The organism is Tunturiibacter gelidiferens (assembly GCF_014201335.1).
GTDB lineage: Bacteria > Acidobacteriota > Terriglobia > Terriglobales > Acidobacteriaceae > Edaphobacter > Edaphobacter lichenicola_E.
This window is the reverse complement of the sequence record NZ_JACHEB010000004.1, coordinates 162,025-182,692: the sequence shown is the minus strand read 5'-3', so window position 1 is coordinate 182,692 and position 20,668 is coordinate 162,025. Positions and strand designations below refer to the sequence as shown.

The 20,668-nt window shown below is 58.4% G+C and carries 19 protein-coding genes and 1 tRNA gene; 8 read left to right on the top strand and 12 right to left on the bottom strand.

Annotated features, from left to right (window positions below; all coding sequences use genetic code 11):
* Positions 1–38 precede the first annotated feature (38 nt).
* The 7 genes from mpl to HDF14_RS09585 form a co-directional block, all read right to left on the bottom strand.
* Complete coding sequence (gene mpl / locus HDF14_RS09615) at positions 39–1,472, bottom strand: UDP-N-acetylmuramate:L-alanyl-gamma-D-glutamyl-meso-diaminopimelate ligase (protein WP_183975893.1); 1,434 nt, start codon at positions 1,470–1,472, stop codon at positions 39–41.
* Positions 1,473–1,488: 16 nt separating this feature from the next.
* Positions 1,489–2,433, bottom strand: a complete 945-nt coding sequence (locus HDF14_RS09610) for a S66 peptidase family protein (RefSeq protein WP_313899534.1) — start codon at positions 2,431–2,433, stop codon at positions 1,489–1,491.
* Positions 2,430–3,233 carry a diaminopimelate epimerase gene (dapF, locus tag HDF14_RS09605; RefSeq protein ID WP_183975891.1) on the bottom strand — a complete coding sequence of 268 codons (804 nt, stop codon included), beginning with the start codon at positions 3,231–3,233 and terminating at the stop codon, positions 2,430–2,432. The genes HDF14_RS09610 and dapF overlap by 4 nt, the downstream gene beginning before the upstream one ends.
* A 45-nt stretch (positions 3,234–3,278) precedes the next feature.
* A complete protein-coding gene (locus HDF14_RS09600; RefSeq protein WP_313899533.1) occupies positions 3,279–4,898 on the bottom strand; it encodes a glycosyltransferase family 39 protein in 1,620 nt (539 codons plus the stop codon).
* A 73-nt stretch (positions 4,899–4,971) separates the two neighbouring features.
* Positions 4,972–5,916 (bottom strand): PfkB family carbohydrate kinase, encoded by a 945-nt coding sequence (locus HDF14_RS09595; protein WP_183975889.1) that lies wholly within the window; start codon positions 5,914–5,916, stop codon positions 4,972–4,974.
* A gap of 74 nt (positions 5,917–5,990) precedes the next feature.
* Positions 5,991–6,857 carry an S-methyl-5'-thioadenosine phosphorylase gene (gene mtnP / locus HDF14_RS09590; RefSeq protein ID WP_183975887.1) on the bottom strand — a complete coding sequence of 289 codons (867 nt, stop codon included), beginning with the start codon at positions 6,855–6,857 and terminating at the stop codon, positions 5,991–5,993.
* 36 nt (positions 6,858–6,893) lie between these two features.
* Positions 6,894–8,426: a hypothetical protein gene (locus HDF14_RS09585; RefSeq protein WP_183975879.1), complete on the bottom strand. Its 1,533-nt coding sequence runs from the start codon at positions 8,424–8,426 to the stop codon at positions 6,894–6,896.
* Positions 8,427–8,523: 97 nt separating this feature from the next.
* Here HDF14_RS09585 and HDF14_RS09580 point away from each other — a divergent pair, with 97 nt between their 5' ends.
* From HDF14_RS09580 to ribF, 4 genes are read left to right on the top strand one after another with little or no spacing between them, the layout of a single operon-like run.
* The gene (locus tag HDF14_RS09580) at positions 8,524–9,588 is read left to right on the top strand and encodes a YgfZ/GcvT domain-containing protein (RefSeq protein WP_183975877.1); all 1,065 of its coding nucleotides are present in this window, start codon (positions 8,524–8,526) and stop codon (positions 9,586–9,588) included.
* Positions 9,589–9,590: 2 nt separating this feature from the next.
* Positions 9,591–10,205, top strand: a complete 615-nt coding sequence (locus tag HDF14_RS09575) for a DUF1844 domain-containing protein (RefSeq protein ID WP_183975875.1) — start codon at positions 9,591–9,593, stop codon at positions 10,203–10,205.
* Positions 10,206–10,207: 2 nt separating this feature from the next.
* Positions 10,208–11,008 (top strand): MBL fold metallo-hydrolase, encoded by an 801-nt coding sequence (locus tag HDF14_RS09570; protein WP_183975873.1) that lies wholly within the window; start codon positions 10,208–10,210, stop codon positions 11,006–11,008.
* Entirely contained in the window at positions 11,008–11,988 is a 981-nt protein-coding gene (ribF, locus tag HDF14_RS09565; RefSeq protein WP_183975871.1) for a riboflavin biosynthesis protein RibF, read from the top strand. Before HDF14_RS09570 ends, ribF begins: the two co-directional genes overlap by 1 nt.
* Here ribF and HDF14_RS09560 read toward each other — a convergent pair.
* The 3 genes from HDF14_RS09560 to HDF14_RS09550 all read right to left on the bottom strand — a co-directional run bounded on the left by HDF14_RS09560 (position 11,939) and on the right by HDF14_RS09550 (position 16,088).
* Positions 11,939–14,554 (bottom strand): penicillin-binding protein 1A, encoded by a 2,616-nt coding sequence (locus HDF14_RS09560; protein ID WP_313899532.1) that lies wholly within the window; start codon positions 14,552–14,554, stop codon positions 11,939–11,941. The genes ribF and HDF14_RS09560 overlap by 50 nt on opposite strands.
* Positions 14,555–14,629: 75 nt before the next feature.
* A complete protein-coding gene (locus HDF14_RS09555; RefSeq protein ID WP_183975869.1) occupies positions 14,630–15,865 on the bottom strand; it encodes a S41 family peptidase in 1,236 nt (411 codons plus the stop codon).
* A gap of 146 nt (positions 15,866–16,011) precedes the next feature.
* Positions 16,012–16,088: transfer RNA gene (locus HDF14_RS09550), tRNA-Met, on the bottom strand.
* 120 nt (positions 16,089–16,208) lie between these two features.
* On the opposite strand from HDF14_RS09550, the gene kdsB reads away from it, so the two are divergent.
* The 4 genes from kdsB to HDF14_RS09530 all read left to right on the top strand — a co-directional run bounded on the left by kdsB (position 16,209) and on the right by HDF14_RS09530 (position 18,185).
* Complete coding sequence (gene kdsB / locus HDF14_RS09545) at positions 16,209–16,931, top strand: 3-deoxy-manno-octulosonate cytidylyltransferase (protein WP_313899531.1); 723 nt, start codon at positions 16,209–16,211, stop codon at positions 16,929–16,931.
* A 63-nt stretch (positions 16,932–16,994) separates the two neighbouring features.
* A complete protein-coding gene (locus tag HDF14_RS09540; RefSeq protein ID WP_183975867.1) occupies positions 16,995–17,357 on the top strand; it encodes a VOC family protein in 363 nt (120 codons plus the stop codon).
* Between the two features lie 18 nt (positions 17,358–17,375).
* A complete protein-coding gene (locus HDF14_RS09535) occupies positions 17,376–17,795 on the top strand; it encodes a VOC family protein (protein WP_183975865.1) in 420 nt (139 codons plus the stop codon).
* A 39-nt stretch (positions 17,796–17,834) separates the two neighbouring features.
* A complete protein-coding gene (locus HDF14_RS09530; RefSeq protein WP_183975863.1) occupies positions 17,835–18,185 on the top strand; it encodes a hypothetical protein in 351 nt (116 codons plus the stop codon).
* A 352-nt stretch (positions 18,186–18,537) separates the two neighbouring features.
* Here the strand turns inward: HDF14_RS09530 and HDF14_RS09525 are convergent, their stop codons facing one another.
* Both HDF14_RS09525 and HDF14_RS09520 read right to left on the bottom strand, forming a co-directional pair.
* Entirely contained in the window at positions 18,538–19,203 is a 666-nt protein-coding gene (locus HDF14_RS09525; protein ID WP_183975861.1) for an HAD-IA family hydrolase, read from the bottom strand.
* Positions 19,200–20,651, bottom strand: a complete 1,452-nt coding sequence (locus HDF14_RS09520; RefSeq protein ID WP_183975859.1) for a phosphoglucomutase/phosphomannomutase family protein — start codon at positions 20,649–20,651, stop codon at positions 19,200–19,202. Before HDF14_RS09520 ends, HDF14_RS09525 begins: the two co-directional genes overlap by 4 nt.
* Between the last annotated feature and the right edge of the window lie 17 nt (positions 20,652–20,668).

Below are 20,668 nucleotides of genomic sequence, written 5' to 3'. Positions count from 1 at the left end.
ATCTTCAAGGATACCGTAGAGGCAGGAAATCACCCGGTTTACGCCCTCGTCGTTCGGCCCGCAATCGCCTTCGGGAGTTTCCCGTAGATGTTCCCGAACCCGCCATTCGAGAGGATCGCAACCACGTCGCCCTCGTGCAACTGCGGCACAACTGCTTCGACGATCGCATCCGCATCGGCTAACAAACTTGCAGGCACCCCCCGGGTATTCAAAGCACTCACCACGTTCTCAGGGTGCAATCGCTCGTTCGCCGGGATGTTCTCGGATTTGAAGACAGAAGCAACCACAACACGATCCGCCAACGCCAAACTGTCCACCAGGTCGAGCTCGAACACATTCCGTCGCAACGTATTCGATCGTGGCTCGAGCACCGCCCAAAGTCGCCGGTTCGGATAAGACTCACGCAGCGCACGAAGCGTCTCACGAATCGCCGTGGGATGGTGCGCAAAATCATCAATAATCGTTACGCCGCCGACAATGGCGCGAACCTCGAGCCGGCGCTTCACACTCTTGAACGTTGCCAACGCCTCGACAATCGCCTCCGTCGAAACGCCCTGCCCTGCCGCCAGAGCAGCCGCAGCAGTAGCGTTCAGCGCATTATGCGCACCCGCCATCGGCAGGCTCAAATCAGCAAACGGAACGCCTGCACGCGTCACCGTCCACCGGGTCAACGCTCCTTCATGCCCCAGATCCGCAAGCCGCCAGTGCGACAAGGGATCGAAACCATATCGTTCCACGGCACAGAAGGCTTTCTCGACACAGTCGCTCACGTTCTCGCTGCCATCAAACGCAACGATCCGCCCCCGACCAGGCACAAGATTCACCAGCCGCTTGAAAGCCGTCTTCACCGCCGGAAGGTCGGCATAGATATCCGCGTGATCGAACTCCACGTGCGTCAAAATCAACGCGTCCGGAAAATAATGAAGAAACTTCGGACCCTTATCGAAGAACGCGGTATCGTACTCATCGCCCTCAAGCAAAAACGGCTTGGTCGGACGGACCTTGAAACTGGTGCCAAAGTTCTCCGCGACCCCGCCAATCAGAAACGACGGTGCCAGCGCAGGGTTTTGCCGCGACGCGACCTCATAGATCCAGGCCAGCATGCTCGTAGTGGTTGTCTTGCCATGTGTTCCGGCAACCACCAGCGACTCCCGCCCCGGCAAAAACTCATCATGCAAAATCGCAGCCATTGAACAGAATGGAATCCGCGTATCCAAAACATACTCGAGCTCAACATTGCCCCGCGAGATCGCATTCCCAACCACGACCAGGTCCGGCCTGGGCTTCAAATTGCTCTCCGCAAAGGGCTCATGAATCGGAATGCCGAGCGACGCCAGCAGATCGCTCATTGGAGGATAGGCTGCCGTATCGGAACCCGTCACGCGATGTCCCTGAAGCTGCAGCATCCCGGCGAGCGACGCCATCGCCGTGCCGCAGATACCGATCAGATGAATATGTTTGGAAGTTTGCATGTCGCGAGATTCCAGCCTAACCGCTCACCGCTGCTTCGAGAAGGTGCATCTGCGGATTCCTCGGCTCAGTCAGATCCAGCCGCGCAGACACGCCGAGCGGCAGCGTGACGTTGTATGTGCTCACATGCCCACACCGCAGGCCTATACCGATCGGGCCATCAAACTGGCCAAGCGAGTGAAGAATCGCTCGCTCGAGATACTCAGTCTCCTCAGGCGACACATTTTGCCCCATATCCCCAAAGACAATTCCCGTCACTTTCTCAAGAATTCCCGCATAGCGAAGATGAAGCAGCATCCGATCCCATTGATACGGCTTGGTCCCAATGTCTTCGAGAAAAAGGATGCTGTCCTTCTCGATACGTGGCGCATACGGCGTGCCAAGCGCCTCCGCAAAGATGGAAAGACATCCCCCCGTCACCACCCCTTCCGCCCGCCCAGCCCGCAGAACACGAAGCCCCTCCGCTGTCCTGAGCGACCACGCGGTATCGCCTGTCAGGCTATGCTGCCAACTCGGTAACTCCGGGCCATCGTCCCGCGAGAAATCGGCCGCCGCCATCGGACCATAAAAAGTAACAAGATTAGCCTCCCTGTGAAGCCAGCAATGAAGCGAGGTGTGGTCGCTGTATCCGATAAACGGCTTGGGATTCGAATGAATCAGGGCTGCATCAAGATAAGGAAGCAACTCCGCTGAACCCCAGCCACCACGCGTGCAAATGACCCCATCAACTTCAGGATTCGCGAATGCCGCATGAAAGTCTTGCAGACGATCTTCAAGCTTCCCCGCATAGTACAGTGGTCCACTATCCAGTGCATGCGATCCAAGCACGGTCTTGTACCCAAGTCGCCGGAGATGCGCCACGCCGCGTTCGACCAACTCCGGCTTAGTCGCACTGGCAGGTGACACAATCGCAAGAGTCGCTCCCGGACGCAATGCGCGAGGCTTGATGAGTGGCGGTGTCACAGTGCAGAGACCTCGCCTCGGCAGATTATCTCCGCCGGCCCCGTCAGCCGCATCACATCACCGCTCGCAGGCCACACGGTACGCTGTGGCCCACCTTCAGCTACCGCAGTCAATGCACGATCCGCGCCACGCAGTACCATCGCCGCCGCAGACGAAGCACAGGTCCCAGTCCCGGACGAGGTAGTGGGCCCGCATCCTCGCTCAAAGATACGGAACGCAATCTCAGACGGCGACACAACGCGAACAAACTCAACGTTTGTCCCATGTGGGAAAAGAGGACTAACGCTGATCTGCGCCCCAAGCTCCTGCCAGCTCAGCTCATGCGCACTGAAGTCATCACTGTCGACAAAGAGAACGAAGTGAGGGTTGCCAACATTCACCATCGCCCCGGGGACCTCGCCAACACCCGGCAGCACAATCGTGCGCTGCATCACACGCGGAATACCCATCTCGCTTTCGATCAGGTACAGCGGATCGTTCGACTCAATTACATGACAGGTACGCAGTCCGCCATGAGTCCCCAGCGCCACATCCGTTCTGCCTTCACTGCTGGCCAGCCACGCCGCCACGCAGCGCGTGCCGTTGCCGGAAAGCTCTGCCTCGCTACCATCCGCATTGAAGAGCCGCAGAAAAAACTCGCCGTCGGACTTTCGCTCCAGAAATTCAATTCCATCTGCCCCAACGCTGGTGTTCCGTGCGCAGAGTTTGCGAGCGAGGTCGGCATGGCGACGCTGCGCCAGTGGCTCCTCGATGATCAGAAAATCATTGCCGCAGGCGTGCGCTTTGACGAAGGGAATCATTTGCTCCTATTGTGCCTCAAGGCTTTCTCGGATAACAGACGGCTTTCACTTCTGCAAAGCGCTATTCGCTCGATCGGATCTATAAATACGGGCGCAAGGCTGACCCGTCGTGCACAGAATCGTCATCTCAGTAAGCCCTTCTGGATGCGCGGCAACAGCCTCGGCCACCGGATCCCCGGCAATCGCGACAACATACACAGCATGCTCGGCAGGCGCAGCCAGCGCAGCCCGAAAACTGTCGCTGTCCCCTTCGTTGACTGTCATCCGAAGAGGAATCCCAGCATCCTGAAGCGCCCCAACGTGATCGGAGTTGTACATCAGGATCGTCGACCCGTACGGGAACCCTCCCAATTGACGAGCGAGCGCTGTTTCAAAGCCGACGCGAGTCGTCGAATTGACCAGCGCCTCCTTCAGCACCAGCGGCGTGCGATACATCATCCCCACCGTATTGAGCGCAATCAGCAAAAGTGCGATTGGCTGCATCAGTCTCTTGGCCATCGGCTGCGTCTCACTCCATCGCCGCTCAATCCACTGCACAGCCAGAAACGCAAAGACCGCAAGCGCAGGCAGTAACTCCATCCCATAACGTGAATTGTAGTAAGAGTGTGGCCAAAGCTGCGGAATGAAGATCGGCACCGAGCCATACGCAACCGAGTAGATATAAAAAGGCAGCGGCATCCACAGCAACAGCGTCGACAGAACGAAGCGTCGACGTATTATCAAAATCAATCCGCCCACCGCAGCACCCATCAAGACAAAGCCCGTCTCCCAAAACGCTGCGTCGACCTGTGCGGTGCGAGTGTAAAAGAGCAATGCCCATGCGGGATTGTGCCATCCGCGATGATGATGGCCATTGGGTGGCATCGTCTTCTTTTCGATGGCTGCCGCCGAATAAGGCCCACGCATAAAGTCCAGAGGGTCATGAAAAAAATGTTGATTGTAAGCGAGCCAGCTAATCGGCCCGGCAATCACTAGAAGTGTGAAAATGACAAACGAAGGACCGACACTACGCCACACCTCACGCGCGCGCGCCAAACAGAAAGTAACAACACACCAAACCGCCGCCCCCAGGATCCAGCCGTCGTATCGGGTGAACACCGCAGCCAGAATGAAGATTCCGAGCAGAAGCAGACGGCTGCTGACCACACTCCGCCGAGAGCTCTTGATGGCGGCAACACACTCGACCGTCAGCAGCGTCGTCCAGATCAGAAGCATCAAGAACAGCGGTTCCGTCATCGCTGTCGTCGAGAGATAAAGGAGGTTGGGATTCAGTGCGTAAAGAGCCGTTGCAGCAAGCGCCCAGCGAGGAATCACCATCCAACGCGCAAGCCGATAGACACCCGCTACGCTGGCGATGTAGCAGATCAGCGAAGGCCATGCCCCTGCAAGCCCGTTCTGCCACCACTCCATCTTCTGCACAAATGGCAGCATCAGAAGATGCGGCAGCGGCAACCACACTCCGCCAAGTTGGACCAGCCCAGGATTGTGTGAATCCAGAATGCGTCTTGCGATTCCAAGATGCGCGACCGCATCGCCGGACAACAGCAAATAGCCGTGCGAATAAGACAGAAGCAAAGCGATGAAAGACAACAGCACAGCAGCTAACGCGACAGGAAACGTCTCCTGCCGCGTCGCCGGTGTTACCGCTTCGGGGTCCAACTTCACCGAGCCAGAATCAGCGACACGTCCTGCGGAGCCAGATGCCGCCGATCGGCCGGGCCGAGAAGTTCGAGACGATTTAGACGCCCGCATGTTCAAGGTGCGAGATCTCCAAAAAGAGCTTGAATCGTTCATCGATCTCTTCGCGAGAGACATTCTGCAGACGCTCGGTTCCAAAACGCTCCACGGCAAACGAACCCATCACCCCGCCATAAAACATCGCAGTACGAAAAACCGCCGGAGTTAACGCAGGCTGCGATGCGAGGTATCCATAGAAGCCGCCAGCGAAAGAATCGCCAGCGCCCGTTGGATCGACAACCTCTGCGAGCGGAAGCGCAGGTGCCCGGAACGGACGCAACGCCTTGCCGCCACCTGGAAACGAACGGTCACTGAAGAAAGCAGTCGCACCGTACTCGCCATGTTTGACGATGAGGGTCTTCGGCCCCATCGCGAGTACCTTATTGGCGGCAACAACCAAATTGCGTTCGCCGGCCAGCATGCGCGCCTCGCCATCGTTGATCAGCAGTACATCCAACTCGCGCAGCACCTTGGCAAGATTCGCCGAATGATCGGCAATCCAATAATTCATCGTGTCGCCGCACACCATGCGAACCTTCGGCATCTGGCTACGCACACGGGCCTGCAAGACGGGATCAATATTTGCCAGAAAAAGGTACTCGCTGTCTTTATACGCATCCGGAATCTTCGGCTCGAAAGTCTCGAAAACGTTCAGGTCGGTACCGAGGGTCTTAGCTTCATCCATATTGCCCGAGTAGGAGCCGGTCCAGTGAAAGCTAAGCCCCTCAGAGCGCTCGATCCCCTTGGTATCGATGCCGCGACGCGTAAAGATCGCCTCATGTTCAGCGGTGAAGTCATTCCCAACCACACCAATGACGCGTACCTGGGTAAAGTAGCTCGCAGCAAGTGAGAAATGTGTCGCCGCGCCGCCCAGGCAATCCTTCACGGCACCGTGAGGACTTTCAATGTTATCGAATGCCACCGAACCTACAACGAGAATTGACATAGACTCCTTATGGATCACTTTTTAATTAGTAACTGTTCTTGCTACATAAATGCTGAGCACGAAAACGATACGACTCAGAGATATTTATCAATCAGCAACGAAAGCTTCTGCTTCGTCTCTTCTGGAATAGCCTTCCGATCAGTGAGGATGGCATACTTCAACGCATCGACACAGGCACAGCCCTTAGTCATCTCCGCCGGCATCGCCGCAACGGCCGCTCGCACCACCTTTGATGCGTTGTCTGCGTTCTGATGCATCACTGCCACAATCTGATCCACGGTGACATCATCGTGGCCTTCACGCCAGCAATCGTAATCTGTGACCATCGCCACGGTTGCGTAGCAAAGCTCGGCCTCGCGAGCCAGCTTTGCCTCCTGCAGATTGGTCATCCCAATCACGTCCGCACCCCAGCTCCGATAAAGATTTGATTCGGCTCGCGTAGAGAACTGCGGCCCTTCCATACATACATAAGTCCCACCGAGCTTGCCTACCACGCCAACAGTATTGCAAGCCTGTTTCAGCACCTTGGCAAGAGGCGCGCAGACCGGATCGCCGAACGCGACGTGAGCGACGATGCCGTCGCCGAAAAACGTAGAGGCTCTCGCAAAGGTGCGGTCGATAAACTGATCTGGAATCACAAAGTCCGTCGGCTTGTGCTCCTCTTTCAACGAGCCCACCGCCGAGACCGAAAGAATGCTATCGACGCCAAGCATCTTCATCGCGAAGATGTTCGCGCGGAAGTTCAACTCGCTTGGCAGAATACGATGGCCACGCCCATGCCGAGCAAGAAACGCGACATTGCGGCCTTCAAGTTCACCCAACACAAATGCATCGGACGGCTCGCCGAATGGAGTCGTCACGCGCTCCTCACGCACATTTGTAAGTCCAGGCATACCGTACAGACCGCTGCCCCCGATAATTCCAATCTCTGCCTTCTTCAAAATACTGTTGCTCCCTTTGCGAACGTCGTCCGGCGGTTACTTCGCCCCTCTGAAAGTATAACGTTGCAGGCTGCTTTCACTCACCGCACCAAACGACGCCAGAATGTGTGACATCGAAAAAGCCGGCTCCAACATTGGCGCGCCAGCCTGCTGCATCGGCCCCTCTGGCTGCATGCTCACGATTGTGTCGCGCAGCTTTCGCGCTAACGCAAGGTTGAAACCCTCACCGATAAATACCCCATCTCCTACCCGCGAGATCAAAACATCTCCCTCATTCGTGGAATAAACAAGCTCGGTATCATCAGTCTCATCCTTCTTCCGCTCCGCGACGTTGGAATACTTCCTCGGAATCTGTGCCGCGTAGACACGCAGGAAGGATCGCGCCGAGTCCGTATTCTTCCAGCGCGAGTAATACAGCAGCCCGATAGAGGCCGTCGACTCTTTTTCCGTCTCGGTCACCGCCGACTTGCGTTGCGCCGCATAGTACACTCCGCCATTCCACTCCGGCGTCAGTGCCTTTGCGATCTCTCTCCCACCGAACAGCTCGGCAAGGATGCGAACGTCGAGCTCCCCCATCACGCCAATGTCGTACGGCGTGTACTCCGGATCGATCAGCGGATGAATATCCGGCAATCTAATCACCGGCACCGGTGCGTGAGCCATGTAGGCGTCCGGATGCATAATCTCGAAGCTTGAGGATGGCGGATTCGCAAGCACACCACCGAAAGCCGCCTCCTTGCCCGCTTTCACAAGAATCGCCTGCTCAAAGCTCAAACCCTCGCTATATGGAAATAGCAGAGACTCCTGCAGCAGCAGCGGCGCCCGCGCCATCACTGGCGAGCCGCCAGTATCCGTCACCTGCTCCTTCAGCCGGTCCGCAAGATCCGGCGCGTCGGCGATCGTCTTGCCCGAAGATCGCAGCGTGTAGTCGATGAAAACGGCCATCGCCTGTCCCTCCGCCACTGCGGTGCGCGCGGTGTCAGCCTCATCCACCTGCAGGTGATGATTATCTTCCTGCACATTGTGGGCGGTATTTTCCAGACTCACGTCAGACCACTTCGTCAGATCGATCTTCTGATCTTGCAGTGCATGCGTCAGTTCATGCGCCAGCACGGGCTTTTGCTCGTCGGGCTCGATCCAGTCCAGCAGGTTTACTGTCTTCGTCTTGTTGTCATAAAAACCAGCGATCTGCTCAGTCAGCAAAGACAGCAAAAACGTTCGAAGATGAAAGTCGCGATCCAGCAGCCCAAATTTCTTGAGCACAATCTCCGATCGCTCCATGCGTTTGGCGCCTTCATCCTCATCGAACTTCTCTTTCAGGTAACGATTCACCTGATCCCGTGAGATGAGTCTGCGCTTCACGGCATGTTCAATCGGCAATTTGGTATCGCTACTGACGAAGCCAAGAATCTCATCCACCGAGCGAAAAAGCTCTTTCGCCTGCTGCTTCGTCATAGGCTGTTGGTTTGCGGCAGGTGCGTTACTCTGAGGTGCACTGGGAGTCGCCGTCTGCGCCCCGTAAGCTATAAAACTGACCGACAACAGCGCAACGCCCGCGACCAACCCCATCGAACTCCGGCTCCCGCCACAAAGCACACCCCGCAACATAACCCTCTCGATCCACCGCTATAATCAAGTGTACGCAAGTTTTATGCATCGTTCCTCCATGAGTTCGCCAGCACAATCCGACATCGCCGCTTCGCCAACCCTGGGCTCGGCCCCGCAGCTCGCCGCACTCCTGCAGAACGTTGGCCTGTCTCACCTCCACAACATCGGCTGGATTCGGGTCACCGGAGAAGACCGCGTTCGGTGGTTGAACGGCATGGTCACCAACTCGATCCAGGACTTGCAACCCGGTCAGGGCACCTACAACTTCTTCCTCAGCGTTCAGGGCCGTATCCAGGGCGACGCCACTATCTTCGCCAGCCATGAAGATCTACTCATGGAGACAAGCTCCGATCAGCTCGCGGGCTTAATCACCCTCCTCGATCGCTTCATCATCATGGACGATGTCGAGCTCGCAGACGTCAGCAACACACGCTCCGGTCTACAGGTAGTCGGTCCAAAAGCAGCCGCGCTCCTGCATCAGATCGGCCTCGCAGCCGATGATCTCGATACCCTTTCCACCCGCACAATCCCCTGGAACAACGGCGAAGTGGCTCTCATTCACGCATACAGCCCTTTCGTGCCGCGATACGAGCTCTGGGCTGACAAGGCGACCACTGCATCCCTCTCCCGTGCGCTGCAAGCCGCCGGCGCGATCGTCTGCGAAGATCAAAGCCTCGAGTGGCTCCGCATCCTCGAAGGAACTCCCCGAATCGGAACCGACATCCGCGACCGCGAACTCCCGCAGGAGACCAACCAAACTCGCGCCCTGCACTTTGCCAAAGGCTGCTACCTCGGCCAGGAAATCGTCGAACGAATCCGTTCCCGCGGCAACGTCCACCGCACCTTCACCGGCTTCCGTCTAGACGGTGACCTCCCCGCCACCGGAGCGTCCCTCGCAGCGGACGGCAAGCAAGTGGGCGAGTTGACCAGTATCGCCGCCATCCCCCTACCCGGCGAGCCCCACCCCGTTCATCTCGGGCTGGGCTACGTCCGCCGCGAAGCCTTGGACCGCGGTCTTCCCATCAACTACCCCGGCGGAGTCGTAAGCCCCGTTGTGCTTCCCTTTTCTCTCTCTGCAGCCTCCGCAACACAGGCCGCATCTGAACCTTCTGAAAGAGTGTGATCATGCCTGAACAGAACAAGCCCTTCGTTGTCACCGACCGCCGCAAATTCACCATGGACGGTGAGTTGCGCCCCGACGCCGATCCTTCGCCAGAAAAAGAAGAGCGCGTGGTCACGTCTTCCGAACCCGCACCAGCAACACCGCCTCAAGCCGCTTCCCCTGACGCACCCGCAGAACCAGAACTCCCGCCAGCTCTAACCGCCGAGCAAACCGATCAGGCAAAGCGCGCCTACGAGATGACGGCAGATCGCCTCGACACCGCCATCCGCTCCGCCAACCCCGGCCTGGACCATCCGCCCGCGATGAGCTTCGATCAACTCGTCCAGTCCGTTTACATGACCTCAATCATGCAGCTCGGCGGCACCACGCAGGAAGGCCAACAGCCTCAGGTTGACATCCTCGGAGCCCGCCAGAGCATCGACATGCTCTCGGTCCTCGAAGAGAAGACCAAAGGCAATCTCTCCACCGAAGAGTCCCGTCTGCTCGAGAGCGCGTTATTCGAGCTCCGCATGGCCTTCCTTGAAGTCACGCAGGCGCTAGCCCGATCCGCAGCTTCCAAGGCACCCGGCGGCGCAGGTCGTCCCGGCCCCATCGGCGGCCCCAGCATCGTCCGCTAACGATGGAGGCAACCCTCACCTTCCTCGGCACCGGCACCTCCATGGGGGTGCCGACCCTTGGCTGCGACTGCGCCGTCTGCACCTCCGCCGTCTCTCCCGACGGAGACCCCCGCAATCGCCGCACCCGTCCATCCATCCGACTCGACTACAACAACCACACCGTTCTCGTCGACACAGGCCCCGACTTCCACGCGCAGGCCATCCGCGAAAGCATTCGCCGTGTCGACGCAGTCCTCTACACCCACGGCCACGCCGACCACGTCCTCGGCTTCGACGACCTCCGCCCCCTCAGCTTCCGTCATAACCATCACCTGCCTATCTACGCGGACGACCCCACCGCAAAAACGCTGGAGCGCATCTTCGAGTACACCTTTCGCAAAGAAGACCGCTATCCCACCAGCGCTCGCGTCGAAGTCCATCGCATCGACCCGACTCCCGGCTCAGGCTTCGATCTCTTCGGAGCATGTTTTCGCAGAGTCCCCGTCACCCACGGCCGCGAGCAGATCACCGGCTACCGCTTCGGCAATGCAGCCTACCTCACCGACATGAGCGACATCCCCGAAGAGAGCATCCCGCTGTTGAAGGATCTCGACGTCCTCATTCTCGACGCGCTTCGACGTGACCCACATCCCAGCCACTCGCATCTCGACAAATCAGTCGCACTCGTCGAACAATTGAAGCCTCGCCGCGCCTTCTTCACCCACATGAGCCACGAACTCGATCACAGCACCACCGAAGCCGAACTCCCGCCCCACATCCGCCTCGCCTACGACGGACTCAAGATCACCTTCGAGATCGCCTGATGCAGATATTCCGCCAACTCGCAGACGTGCCATCGGACTTCGGACCATCCATTGCCACCATCGGCAACTTCGACGGCGTCCATTGCGGGCATCAGTGGGTTATCGCCGAAGTGGTAGCGCAGGCACGCTCTCTCGGCATCCGCTCAGTAGCCATTACCTTCGATCCGCATCCTGCACGAGTCGTGCGGCCCGATTCGATTCAGCCTCTCATCACACCCCTCCCGCAAAAACTGCAGCTGCTCGCAGCCACAGGCGTCGACGCAGTCCTTGTGATTCCCTTCACTTATGAGCTCTCCCGCATGACCGCACGTACCTTCGCCACCGAAGTCCTCGCGCACACCTTGCACGTCACCCAGCTGCACGAAGGTGAAAACTTCCGCTTCGGCTATCAGGCCGAGGCAGGCGTCGAAAGCCTCGAAGCTCTGGGCCGCGAACTCGGCTTTGGAGTGCGCGTCTACGCACCTCGTCACCTGCGCGGAGAGACCATCTCATCAAGTCGTGTCCGCCAGATAATCGCGGAGGGCGACATGAATCATGTTCGTGCTCTGCTCGGCCGCAGCTTCGCCATCTGCAGCACACCCGCATCGGGCCGCGGCTACGGCACACGCTACACCGTCCCCACCATCAATCTCGCTCCATACACCGAGCTGCTTCCCGCAAACGGCGTCTACATCACCACACTCACCGTAGGTGAGGGCGCCTCAAGCGAGACCTTCGACGCCGTGACCAACGTAGGCAATCGCCCCACATTCGGCGCCGACTCTTTCACCGTCGAGTCGCACTTGCTCAACTTCCATCCCATCGATCTCAACGAAGACACACCACTCACCCTGACGTTCCTGCGTCGTCTACGCGCTGAGATGCGCTGGCCCAATCCCGAAGCCCTCAAAGAACAGATCGGCCGCGACGTCGCGAAGGCGAAACGTTACTTCAATATATGTCGGGTGGTGGGTTCGAAACTCCACTCCGCTCGTCCGTAGGCTTCTGAGACAGCCCCATAGCCGCACGAGGTGGAACCGCAACCGCCTGCGGCGCCGGACGAGATGCTTCAGGCACCTTTGGTCTCTGTTCCGCCGGCGCTGGCGTAGCAAACGTCGGAGTTGTTCGCGTCGGAACAGTAGTCGCTCTCGGCACAGAATGAGATGCTTCAGGCACCCTAGGCCTCTCTTCTGCAGGCGCTGGCGCAGCAGCAGTCAGGGCGATATGCTTGGAACCCTCGCCGCGAGACGCATCAGGATCCTCCGCCTGCTTCGGTACCAAGGGCACTACCGGCTTAGCCGCATCCGCCACCCCACTCAACGGCACCTCTAGCTTCTTCTTCGGTGCTCCCGCAGTCGGAAACGCTTCATCCGGCTTATTCGCAATCGCCGCGCGCATGAAGTCCATCCACATCGGCAGCGCTGCTCGTGCGCCAGTCTCTTTCTCCCCCAGCGACTCGCGGTCGTCAAACCCAATCCACGTCCCACACGTAATCGACGGCGAAAATCCAATGAACCACGCATCCGTAAAGTCGTTCGTCGTTCCCGTTTTGCCACCCAGAGGATGCTTCAACTGCGAAGCCGAGGCCCCCGTTCCCTGACGCACAACCGCCTGTAGAAACTGCATCATCGTGCGCGCAGTCTCCACCGATATCACCTCGGATACCTGCGTTGGCGTAGCATCCAGCGGCAACCCATCCGCCTGCGTCACCTTGCGAATGTATCGCGGCTCGATCCGAATGCCGTCATTAGGGAAAACGCTATACGCGCTTACCTGCTCGGCCAGCGTAATATCAGCCGAACCAATTGCAACCGGAAGAAACACTGGAATATTGCTCGTGATTCCAAAATTGTGCGCTGTCTCGATTACCTTGCGAATTCCATACCGGTCCGCCAGCTTCAACGCCGGAATATTTCTCGACTCCGCAAACGCATTCAGCAAGGTCATCGCGCCCTTATAGTCCGCCTCGTAGTTATGCGGCGTATAAGGCCCATTCGGCGTGGGAAACGTCGTTGGTCCATCCACAATAATGTCCGTAGGCTTCGCGCCTGCCTCAACCGCCGTCGTGTAGACATACGGCTTGAACGACGAACCTACCTGCCGCTGCGCCTGGGTCGCACGATTGAACTGCGACAGCGCAAAGTCTCTTCCCCCAACCATCGCCAGCACTTCGCCGGTAGAGTTATCCAGTGCCATCATCGAAGCCTGCGCTCCCGAATCCTGCTGCAGTGACGCGCGCAGCGTACCATCTGCCGCGACGTTCTCGACCTTCACATAAACAACATCGCCCGAACGCAGGAAGCTATCGCCGTCGGGATTCTGCGTCCATTTCCAGTCTTCAGGCGTCAGCTCTGCCTGTTGCGCACCGAGCTTTACCGTCACCTTCTTCGCGGAGACCGTCGTCACCACGCCATGAACATAGCTGCCCTTCTCGATCGGCTGCGCCCAATCAGGATGACGATAGCTCGCAACATCCGCTCCATCGAGCACCACGTTCGGCAACTTTCCCTTCCACCCGCGTCGCCGCTCATAGGTCGCGGTGCCATCAAGGATCGCTTTATTCGCCACCTGCTGCAGATCCAGATCAAGCGTCGTATAAACGCGAAGCCCCGCACCATGAACCTGCTCCACCCCGTACTGCTTCTCTAGTTGCCTCCGTACCTCTTCCACGAAATACGGCGCAATGCTATTCGCCGGAGCCTCTAGGTGCAGCCCTAGCGGCGCTGTCTCCGCTGCCTCTGCCTGCCGCTTCGTGATCTTGCCATCGGCTAGCATCTCGCTCAGCACAAGATTCCTGCGCTTCATCGCACGATCCGGATATTTGATCGGAGAATAGGCCTCCGGCCCCTTCGGCAACGCAGCCAGCAGAGCGGCCTCCGGCAGCGTCAGTTCACGGACATGCTTGCTGAAGAAAAACTCTGACCCCGCCTCGAACCCATAGGTCCCATGCCCCAGGTAAATCTGGTTGGCATACAACTCGAAGATCTGCTGCTTCGTAAATCGCCGCTCAATCTGCATCGAGAGAAATACCTCTTGCAATTTGCGGCCATACGTCTTCTCCGACGAGAGAAAAAGATTGCGTGCCAGCTGCATCGTCAGCGTCGACGCACCCTGCGCCTTCCCGCTCGAATGCAGATCCCGGTACGCGGCCCCCACAGCCCGCACCAGGTTCACACCCCAGTTGCTCTCAAAACTCTTGTCTTCAATCGAGATGATCGCCTCTCGCAGAACAGGCGGAAACTCCGCATACGGCAATACCACGCGACGCTCCAGCGCAAAGGAGCCGAACGCCTTCCCATGAACATCCAGCAGCTCAGTCGTGGTGTTGGGGTGATAGCGCGCCAGATCATCCATCTGCGGCAGATCGATCGAGTACACCACCATCAGCCCGCAAAGCGCGCCGAAGACAGCCGACAGCCCCAGCAGCACATAAAATGCCACCCGCCTCGCAATACGGCGACTCGGATAATCGGGTCCATTCAACGTGGCACGACGAAGCGCTCGTTGCCAGTCAGGAACTTCCTCAGGCGCCGGAGTCTTCGGATCGCGGCTGTGTAGGATCTGCACGCATCTTCACCTTAGCATGGTCCCACACGCCGTCATCCACCCAAAAAGTCGTAGTCGCAGCGCCCCAAAAGAGGCCTAAGCAGCCTTGCTCTTCAGCAGATCAAGCGCCTTCGTCAGCTGTTCATCCACCGTCACAGCAGGCTTCTGCAGTGGTGTCTGCTGCTGCTTCTCCGACGGAGTAGCCGTATCCTCTTCGGCCACAGCCTCTTCGGTGTTCGAAGCCACCAGCACACCCGGCGTCACGCCGTCATCCTGCAGCTTCTTCCCCGAAGGCGACTCGTACTTCGCGATCGACAGAATCAGCGCCGCTCCATCCGGCAGCTCAAACGTCTTCTGCTGAGCTCCTTCACCGAACGTCTTCTCCCCCACCAGGTCCGCCCGCTTGTTATCGAGCAGCGCCGCAGCCACCAGCTCTGCCGGCCCCGCCGTCCCACGATTCACCAGCACCACCACTGGCGCCGTCGGATTGATCGCCTTCGAGGCCTCCGCCGTAAACGTCTGCTTGGCGACCTTCTGCCCCTCCAGCATCGCAATCGTGCCGTCCTTCAGGAAGAAGTTCGCCAACCGCGTCGCCTCCGCCATATCGCCCGCAGCAACGTCTCGCAGATCCAGCAGAATCTTCTTATTCCCCGCCTTCGACATAGCCTTCAGCTTGGTTTCGATCTGCTGTACGTGATCGTGATCCAGCACCCCGGGCTTCAAATAAAGAATCGACGCGTTCTCATACATCGTCTCCGCGACCGGCGGTGGCGGTGTCGAAACCCGCGTCATTACAATCTTGTCCGGCGCAGCCTTCCGCGGCCGCACTACCGACACCGTCAACTCGCTCCCCGGCTGGCCCTCCAGCAACAGCTGAATCATAGCCAGCGAGATATCCCGCGTATCCTGCGGCCCAATCGCCTCGATAATATCGCCGTCAGTCAGATTCGCCTTGTCCGCCGGGCTTCCCGGCACCACCGAAACCACGGTCGCGTATCCAAACCGCTTCGAAACATTGATCCCTACCTGCGCCTTGCCGCCCTTGTCTTCCTTGAACGCCTTATAGTCCTCGGGCGTCAGATAGCTCGAGTCCGCATCGAGCGACTCGAGCAGCCCACGCAGCGCGCCATTGGTCACCGCATTGATGTTCGGCTCTTCCACATAGTCCGTCTGAATATGCCGCAGCACTTCGCTATACACATTGATCTGCCGATAAGCACCATCCTGCGGCTCACTCGCAGCGCTCACTGGGTTTGAGTTCACCCCTAAAAACACGGTGACCACAAGAACAACCGAAACAGCAAGCAATAGAATCTTCGAGATCTTAGGCATAGTTCAGTGCGACTCCAAAAGGGGTGTTCCCGGCACAATACCGGTTAGACGCATCCCGCAGGCAAAAGCTCCCCGCAGGCGATACTACATAGACAAAATGATACTCTCGATCCATAGAGAGTGCGCCTGCAGTCGCTATAACACTTTGGTGGCGGTGGGCAGAATCGAACTGCCGACCTACGGGTTATGAGTCCGTCGCTCTAACCATCTGAGCTACACCGCCATGTGTTCAAGGGGTATGCCGGCACAAACATCTCTGTAGTCAGAGAGAACGATCGCCACGGCACAGCCATCTCCAATCATACTTGATTCCGGCCACAGCGAAAAGCCGACCGGCAGCGAGGTGAAGCCGACCATCCTCGGCGTAATCCCCGCCCGCCTAGCCTCCACGCGCCTCCCACGCAAAGTCCTCCGTACCATCGCCGGACGCCCCATGCTCGCCTGGGTCTACGATGCCGCCAGCGCCTGCCCCCAGCTCGACCGCGTCCTCATCGCCACCGACTCCGACGAGGTCGCCGAGCTCTGCCACCGCAATCAATGGCCCGTCCAGCTCACCTCGCCCGACCTCCCCAGCGGCACCGACCGCGTCCACGCCGTCGCCCGCCACCACCACGCCGACATCTACGTCAACATCCAGGGCGACGAACCCCTGCTCAAACCCGAGCACCTCACCGCCCTCCTCCGCCCCTTCACCCAGCAGCACGTCGTAGTCTCCACCCTCAAAGTCCTCTGCACGCCCGAAAACATCATCAACCCCAACGCCGTAAAGGTAGTCACCGCCACCGACGGCTGCGCCCTCTACTTCTCCCGATCCACCATCCCTTATGATCGCGACGGCCTATCCCCCCAATACTGGAAGCACATCGGCCTCTACGCCTACCGCAAAGCCATCCTCGAGCGCTTCCCCACCCTACCCCCCAGCCTCCTCGAACAAACCGAGCGCCTCGAACAACTCCGCTTCCTCGAAAACAACATCCCCATCCACGTCGAGCCCACCGAACACGACACCATCGGAGTCGACACCGAAGAAGACCTTCACCGCGTCGAAGCCCTCCTCCAACGCTGATGCACTCTCCCAATTTGACGCCAAATCGGTCTTGGTCCATAAAGGAGTGCAAGGAGAGCTTCCATGGGCGCAAAAGAGAAGACGAACTCGATTGGTCATCCAGTGCCGGAGCTGCCCGTCGCCGATGTCGAACGGGCACAGCAGCACTACAGAGACGCACTCGGCTTTCAGATCGGGTGGCTTTACCCCGACAAAGAGATTGGCGCAGTCTCACGCGATAACGTGGCAATATTCTTTCGCAAAAGAGAACCGCCATTCGAACCCACCGTTCACTGGGTATTCGCTGAAGACGTCGATGCCTCGTTCCAGGAATTAACCGCGTTAGGCGCGAACATCGTGGATCCTCTGGAAAGAAAACCCTGGGGACTGCGCCAGTTCACGGTGAAGGATCTGGACGGAAATCTCTTTTACTTCCATCACGACTAAGCTGCTGGAGCGAGCGCCATGACCCATCAAGCCGAACAGACTCTACTTCGCCCTGTTCTCAGTTCAACCGAAGCGCAACTGTTTGTTGCAGACATCAAAGCATCCTGCGATTTCTATACCGATAAGCTCGGCTTCACGGTTGCCTTCGTCTACGGCGATCCACCCCACTTCGGCCAAGTCACCCGAGACCATGCGCGGCTCAATCTGCGGATGATCGATGAACCCGTGTTCGTTGGCGATATTCGCGAGCGAGAGCAGTTGCTCTCTGCTTCGCTCACCCTCGCAACCGCAGACGACATCCAACAGCTCTTTTTGAGCTACCAGGCCGCAGGAGTACGCTTTCGTCAAACATTAAAGAAGGAACCCTGGGGCGCCAGTACCTTCATCGTGATCGATCCCGACGGGAATCTCATCCTCTTCGCCGGTCCAGCGAATTAACCGGATGGCTGTGCAGTAAACTACAAGCGGAGCCGGAGCATGCTGCTCGAACTCGCCAAACCCGTAGCTCTTCTCCTCTGCCTGCTCTCCCTCTTCGCTGTCTTCCACACCATCTTCTTCACCCTCGAAGACCCCCAGCTCCTACTCCAGCCTCACCAAGCAATTCGAGACCGCGTCATCGACTCGCTTCTCCTCCTGGCCCTTTCGGCAGGCATCTCCCTCGTCGGCGCCTTCATCTTCCGCGAAGCCGAACCTTACCCCCACCCCTCCCTCTCCGCCACCCTCCCCCTGCAGCTCTTCTACTGGGCCACCGCCATCATGCTGATCCTCTTCCCGCTCGCATCATTCCTCGAAACCCACTACATCTTCAGCCCCTCCATTCACTGGTAGACGGAAAAACCTTGTCAAGCCCCGAAAGCCCATAACAAGCTCATAATCACCTATATACGCGTGGCGTATGAGTTCCATTCAATTCGCTATAGTTGACTCAGACTAAGAAAAGCCCCGGCAACCCCGGGGCTTTTTCGCGTCTCAAGGCAGACTCTGGCCGTAACTCCTTTGGCTGGAGGAATTTAGCCGTAAGACTTTTGTAATGAAGAATTTGCAAGGAACGATGTCTCGCAAGTAGTTGATACAAAGCAACTTACGCCAAGGTAATGGGGGGGGACCCTCGAGTCGAAGAGAGGAATCACAAGTGTCGGTCAAGAGAACCCACCATCTATCGACGCGAACTCTCTCTAACTCAGGTCAGAGGAGTGAATCGAAGCTCCAGCCCCTCTGCACTTACGGTCACCTTTACGCCCTCAAGCGACCCTACAATCCACTGGGCACCTACCAATTCTTCAGCGCTGTGCGTCCCCACCACGCCAAGCACGCGAGCACCAGCAGCCAAACCTGCACCTACACCCGAAGGCGCATCTTCCACCACCAGACAATCCTCTGGCCGCAATCCCAACAGCTCCGCACCACGCCGATACGGTTCTGGATCGGGCTTGCCTCGCTCCACCATGTCCGCGCTGATAATCCGCTCCGGGATCGGCAGACCCGCCACCTTCAGCCGGGCCAGCATAAGTCTCTTCGTCGCCGAGGTCACAATCGCCCACCGCTCCACCGGCAGGCTCTCCAGCAGAGCCTTGGCCCCCGGCAACACCACCAGGTCAGCCATATCATCCATCTCCAAGTCCTCGATATACCGAAGCCCCTCCTCCGGATCGATATCCGGGCGCAGCGCCTTCACAACCTCGATAGCGCGCATCCCATGCGGCACCTCGTAGACCTCCGCATTCGGAATCTCATAGTGCTCCGCCCACTGCCGCCAGCAACGCACCACAGCACCAATGGAGCTGATCAACACTCCATCCATATCGAACAAAATGCCCTTCGCCTTCACGCGGACGTCGTCGCTCAAGCGCCACGACCCTGTAGCACAAACGTCTTCGCCGCCGCCAGCACCCGGTCCACCGACTCTACAGAACAGCTCTCGCAGTACACCCGCAGCAAAGGCTCAGTCCCCGAAGCCCGAAGCAACAGCCACGTCTCCGCCGCATTTGGCTTCCGCGCGCAGTCAGGATTCTCCAGAAAGAATTTAATTCCATCCAGCGTCTCCACCCGCAGTACCTTCAACCCCGCAAAGTCCGCCGCTCCCACCGACTCCTTCAAAGCCTTGGCTCTTGCAATCGCCGACTGCTTCAGCTCCTCATCGATGTGCATATCGATGCGCCCATACTGGTGTTCGCCGAACTCCTCCTGTAACGCCGCGACAAGCTGCCCCAGCGTCTTCTTCTCATCCGCCATCACATTGGCCAGCAGCAGCGAGTTCAGCATTCCATCGCGCTCCGGCAGATGCCTGCTGATGCCAATGCCGCCCGACTCTTCGCCGCCGATTAGAATCTCCTGCTCGAGCATCAGGTCGCACACATACTTGAAGCCGATCCCGTGCTCATGCAACCGCCGCCCATACCTCGCGCAGATCCGGTCCAGCATCTTCGTCGTATTGAAGGCGCGTGTAACATCGCCGGGCCACTTCTTGCGTTCGAGCAACCACTTCAACAGCACCGCAAAGATCTTGTGCGCATCCACCACGTTGCCATGCTCATCCACGGCACCAATCCGGTCCGCATCTCCATCCGTGATCAGCCCCGCATCGCACTTCTCCGCAACCACAGCAACCTGCGAAGCCTTGATATGCGGCAGAATCGGCTCCGGATTGATCCCTGGAAACGCTGGATTGATCTCATTGCGAATCTCGACGAAAGGGACCCCCGCCCGCGAAAAGATGCCCGCAACCACCCCCCGGCCCGCGCCATACATGCAATCGATCAAAAACTTGTACCCAGAGGAGCGAATGGCATCGAGATCGACAAACCGCGCAATCGCAGCAACGTAATCCGTGTTGAAATCGACCGTCTCGACAGGCGCAGGCTTCGCCGCCTTCGCCAGCGGCTTATCCAGATAGCTCTCGATCTCAGACATGATCGAAGGCTTGCCCGAACCGCCATAGCTGGCCTTGTACTTCACGCCATTCCACTCGGCTGGATTATGGCTCGAGGTGATCATCACGCCGCCTGCAGCCTTGCGCTCGCGCACCGCGTACGAAAGCGCAGGCGTCGGTGTAATCTCCGAGGCCATAGCCACCGGAATGCCCGCCCCCGCCAGCACTTCGGCAACAACCTTGGCGAAAGAGTGCGAGCCGAACCGCGTATCGTAAGCGATACACACCCCGGCCGCCGCATCTTCCTTCGCTAAAACATAGTTCGCAATCGCAGCCGCCGCGACCCGCACATTCGCATATGTGAAGTCATCAGCAATGATGCCCCGCCAGCCGTCAGTGCCAAACTTTACAACTGTCTCCGCCATAGTTTGTTCAATTTTCC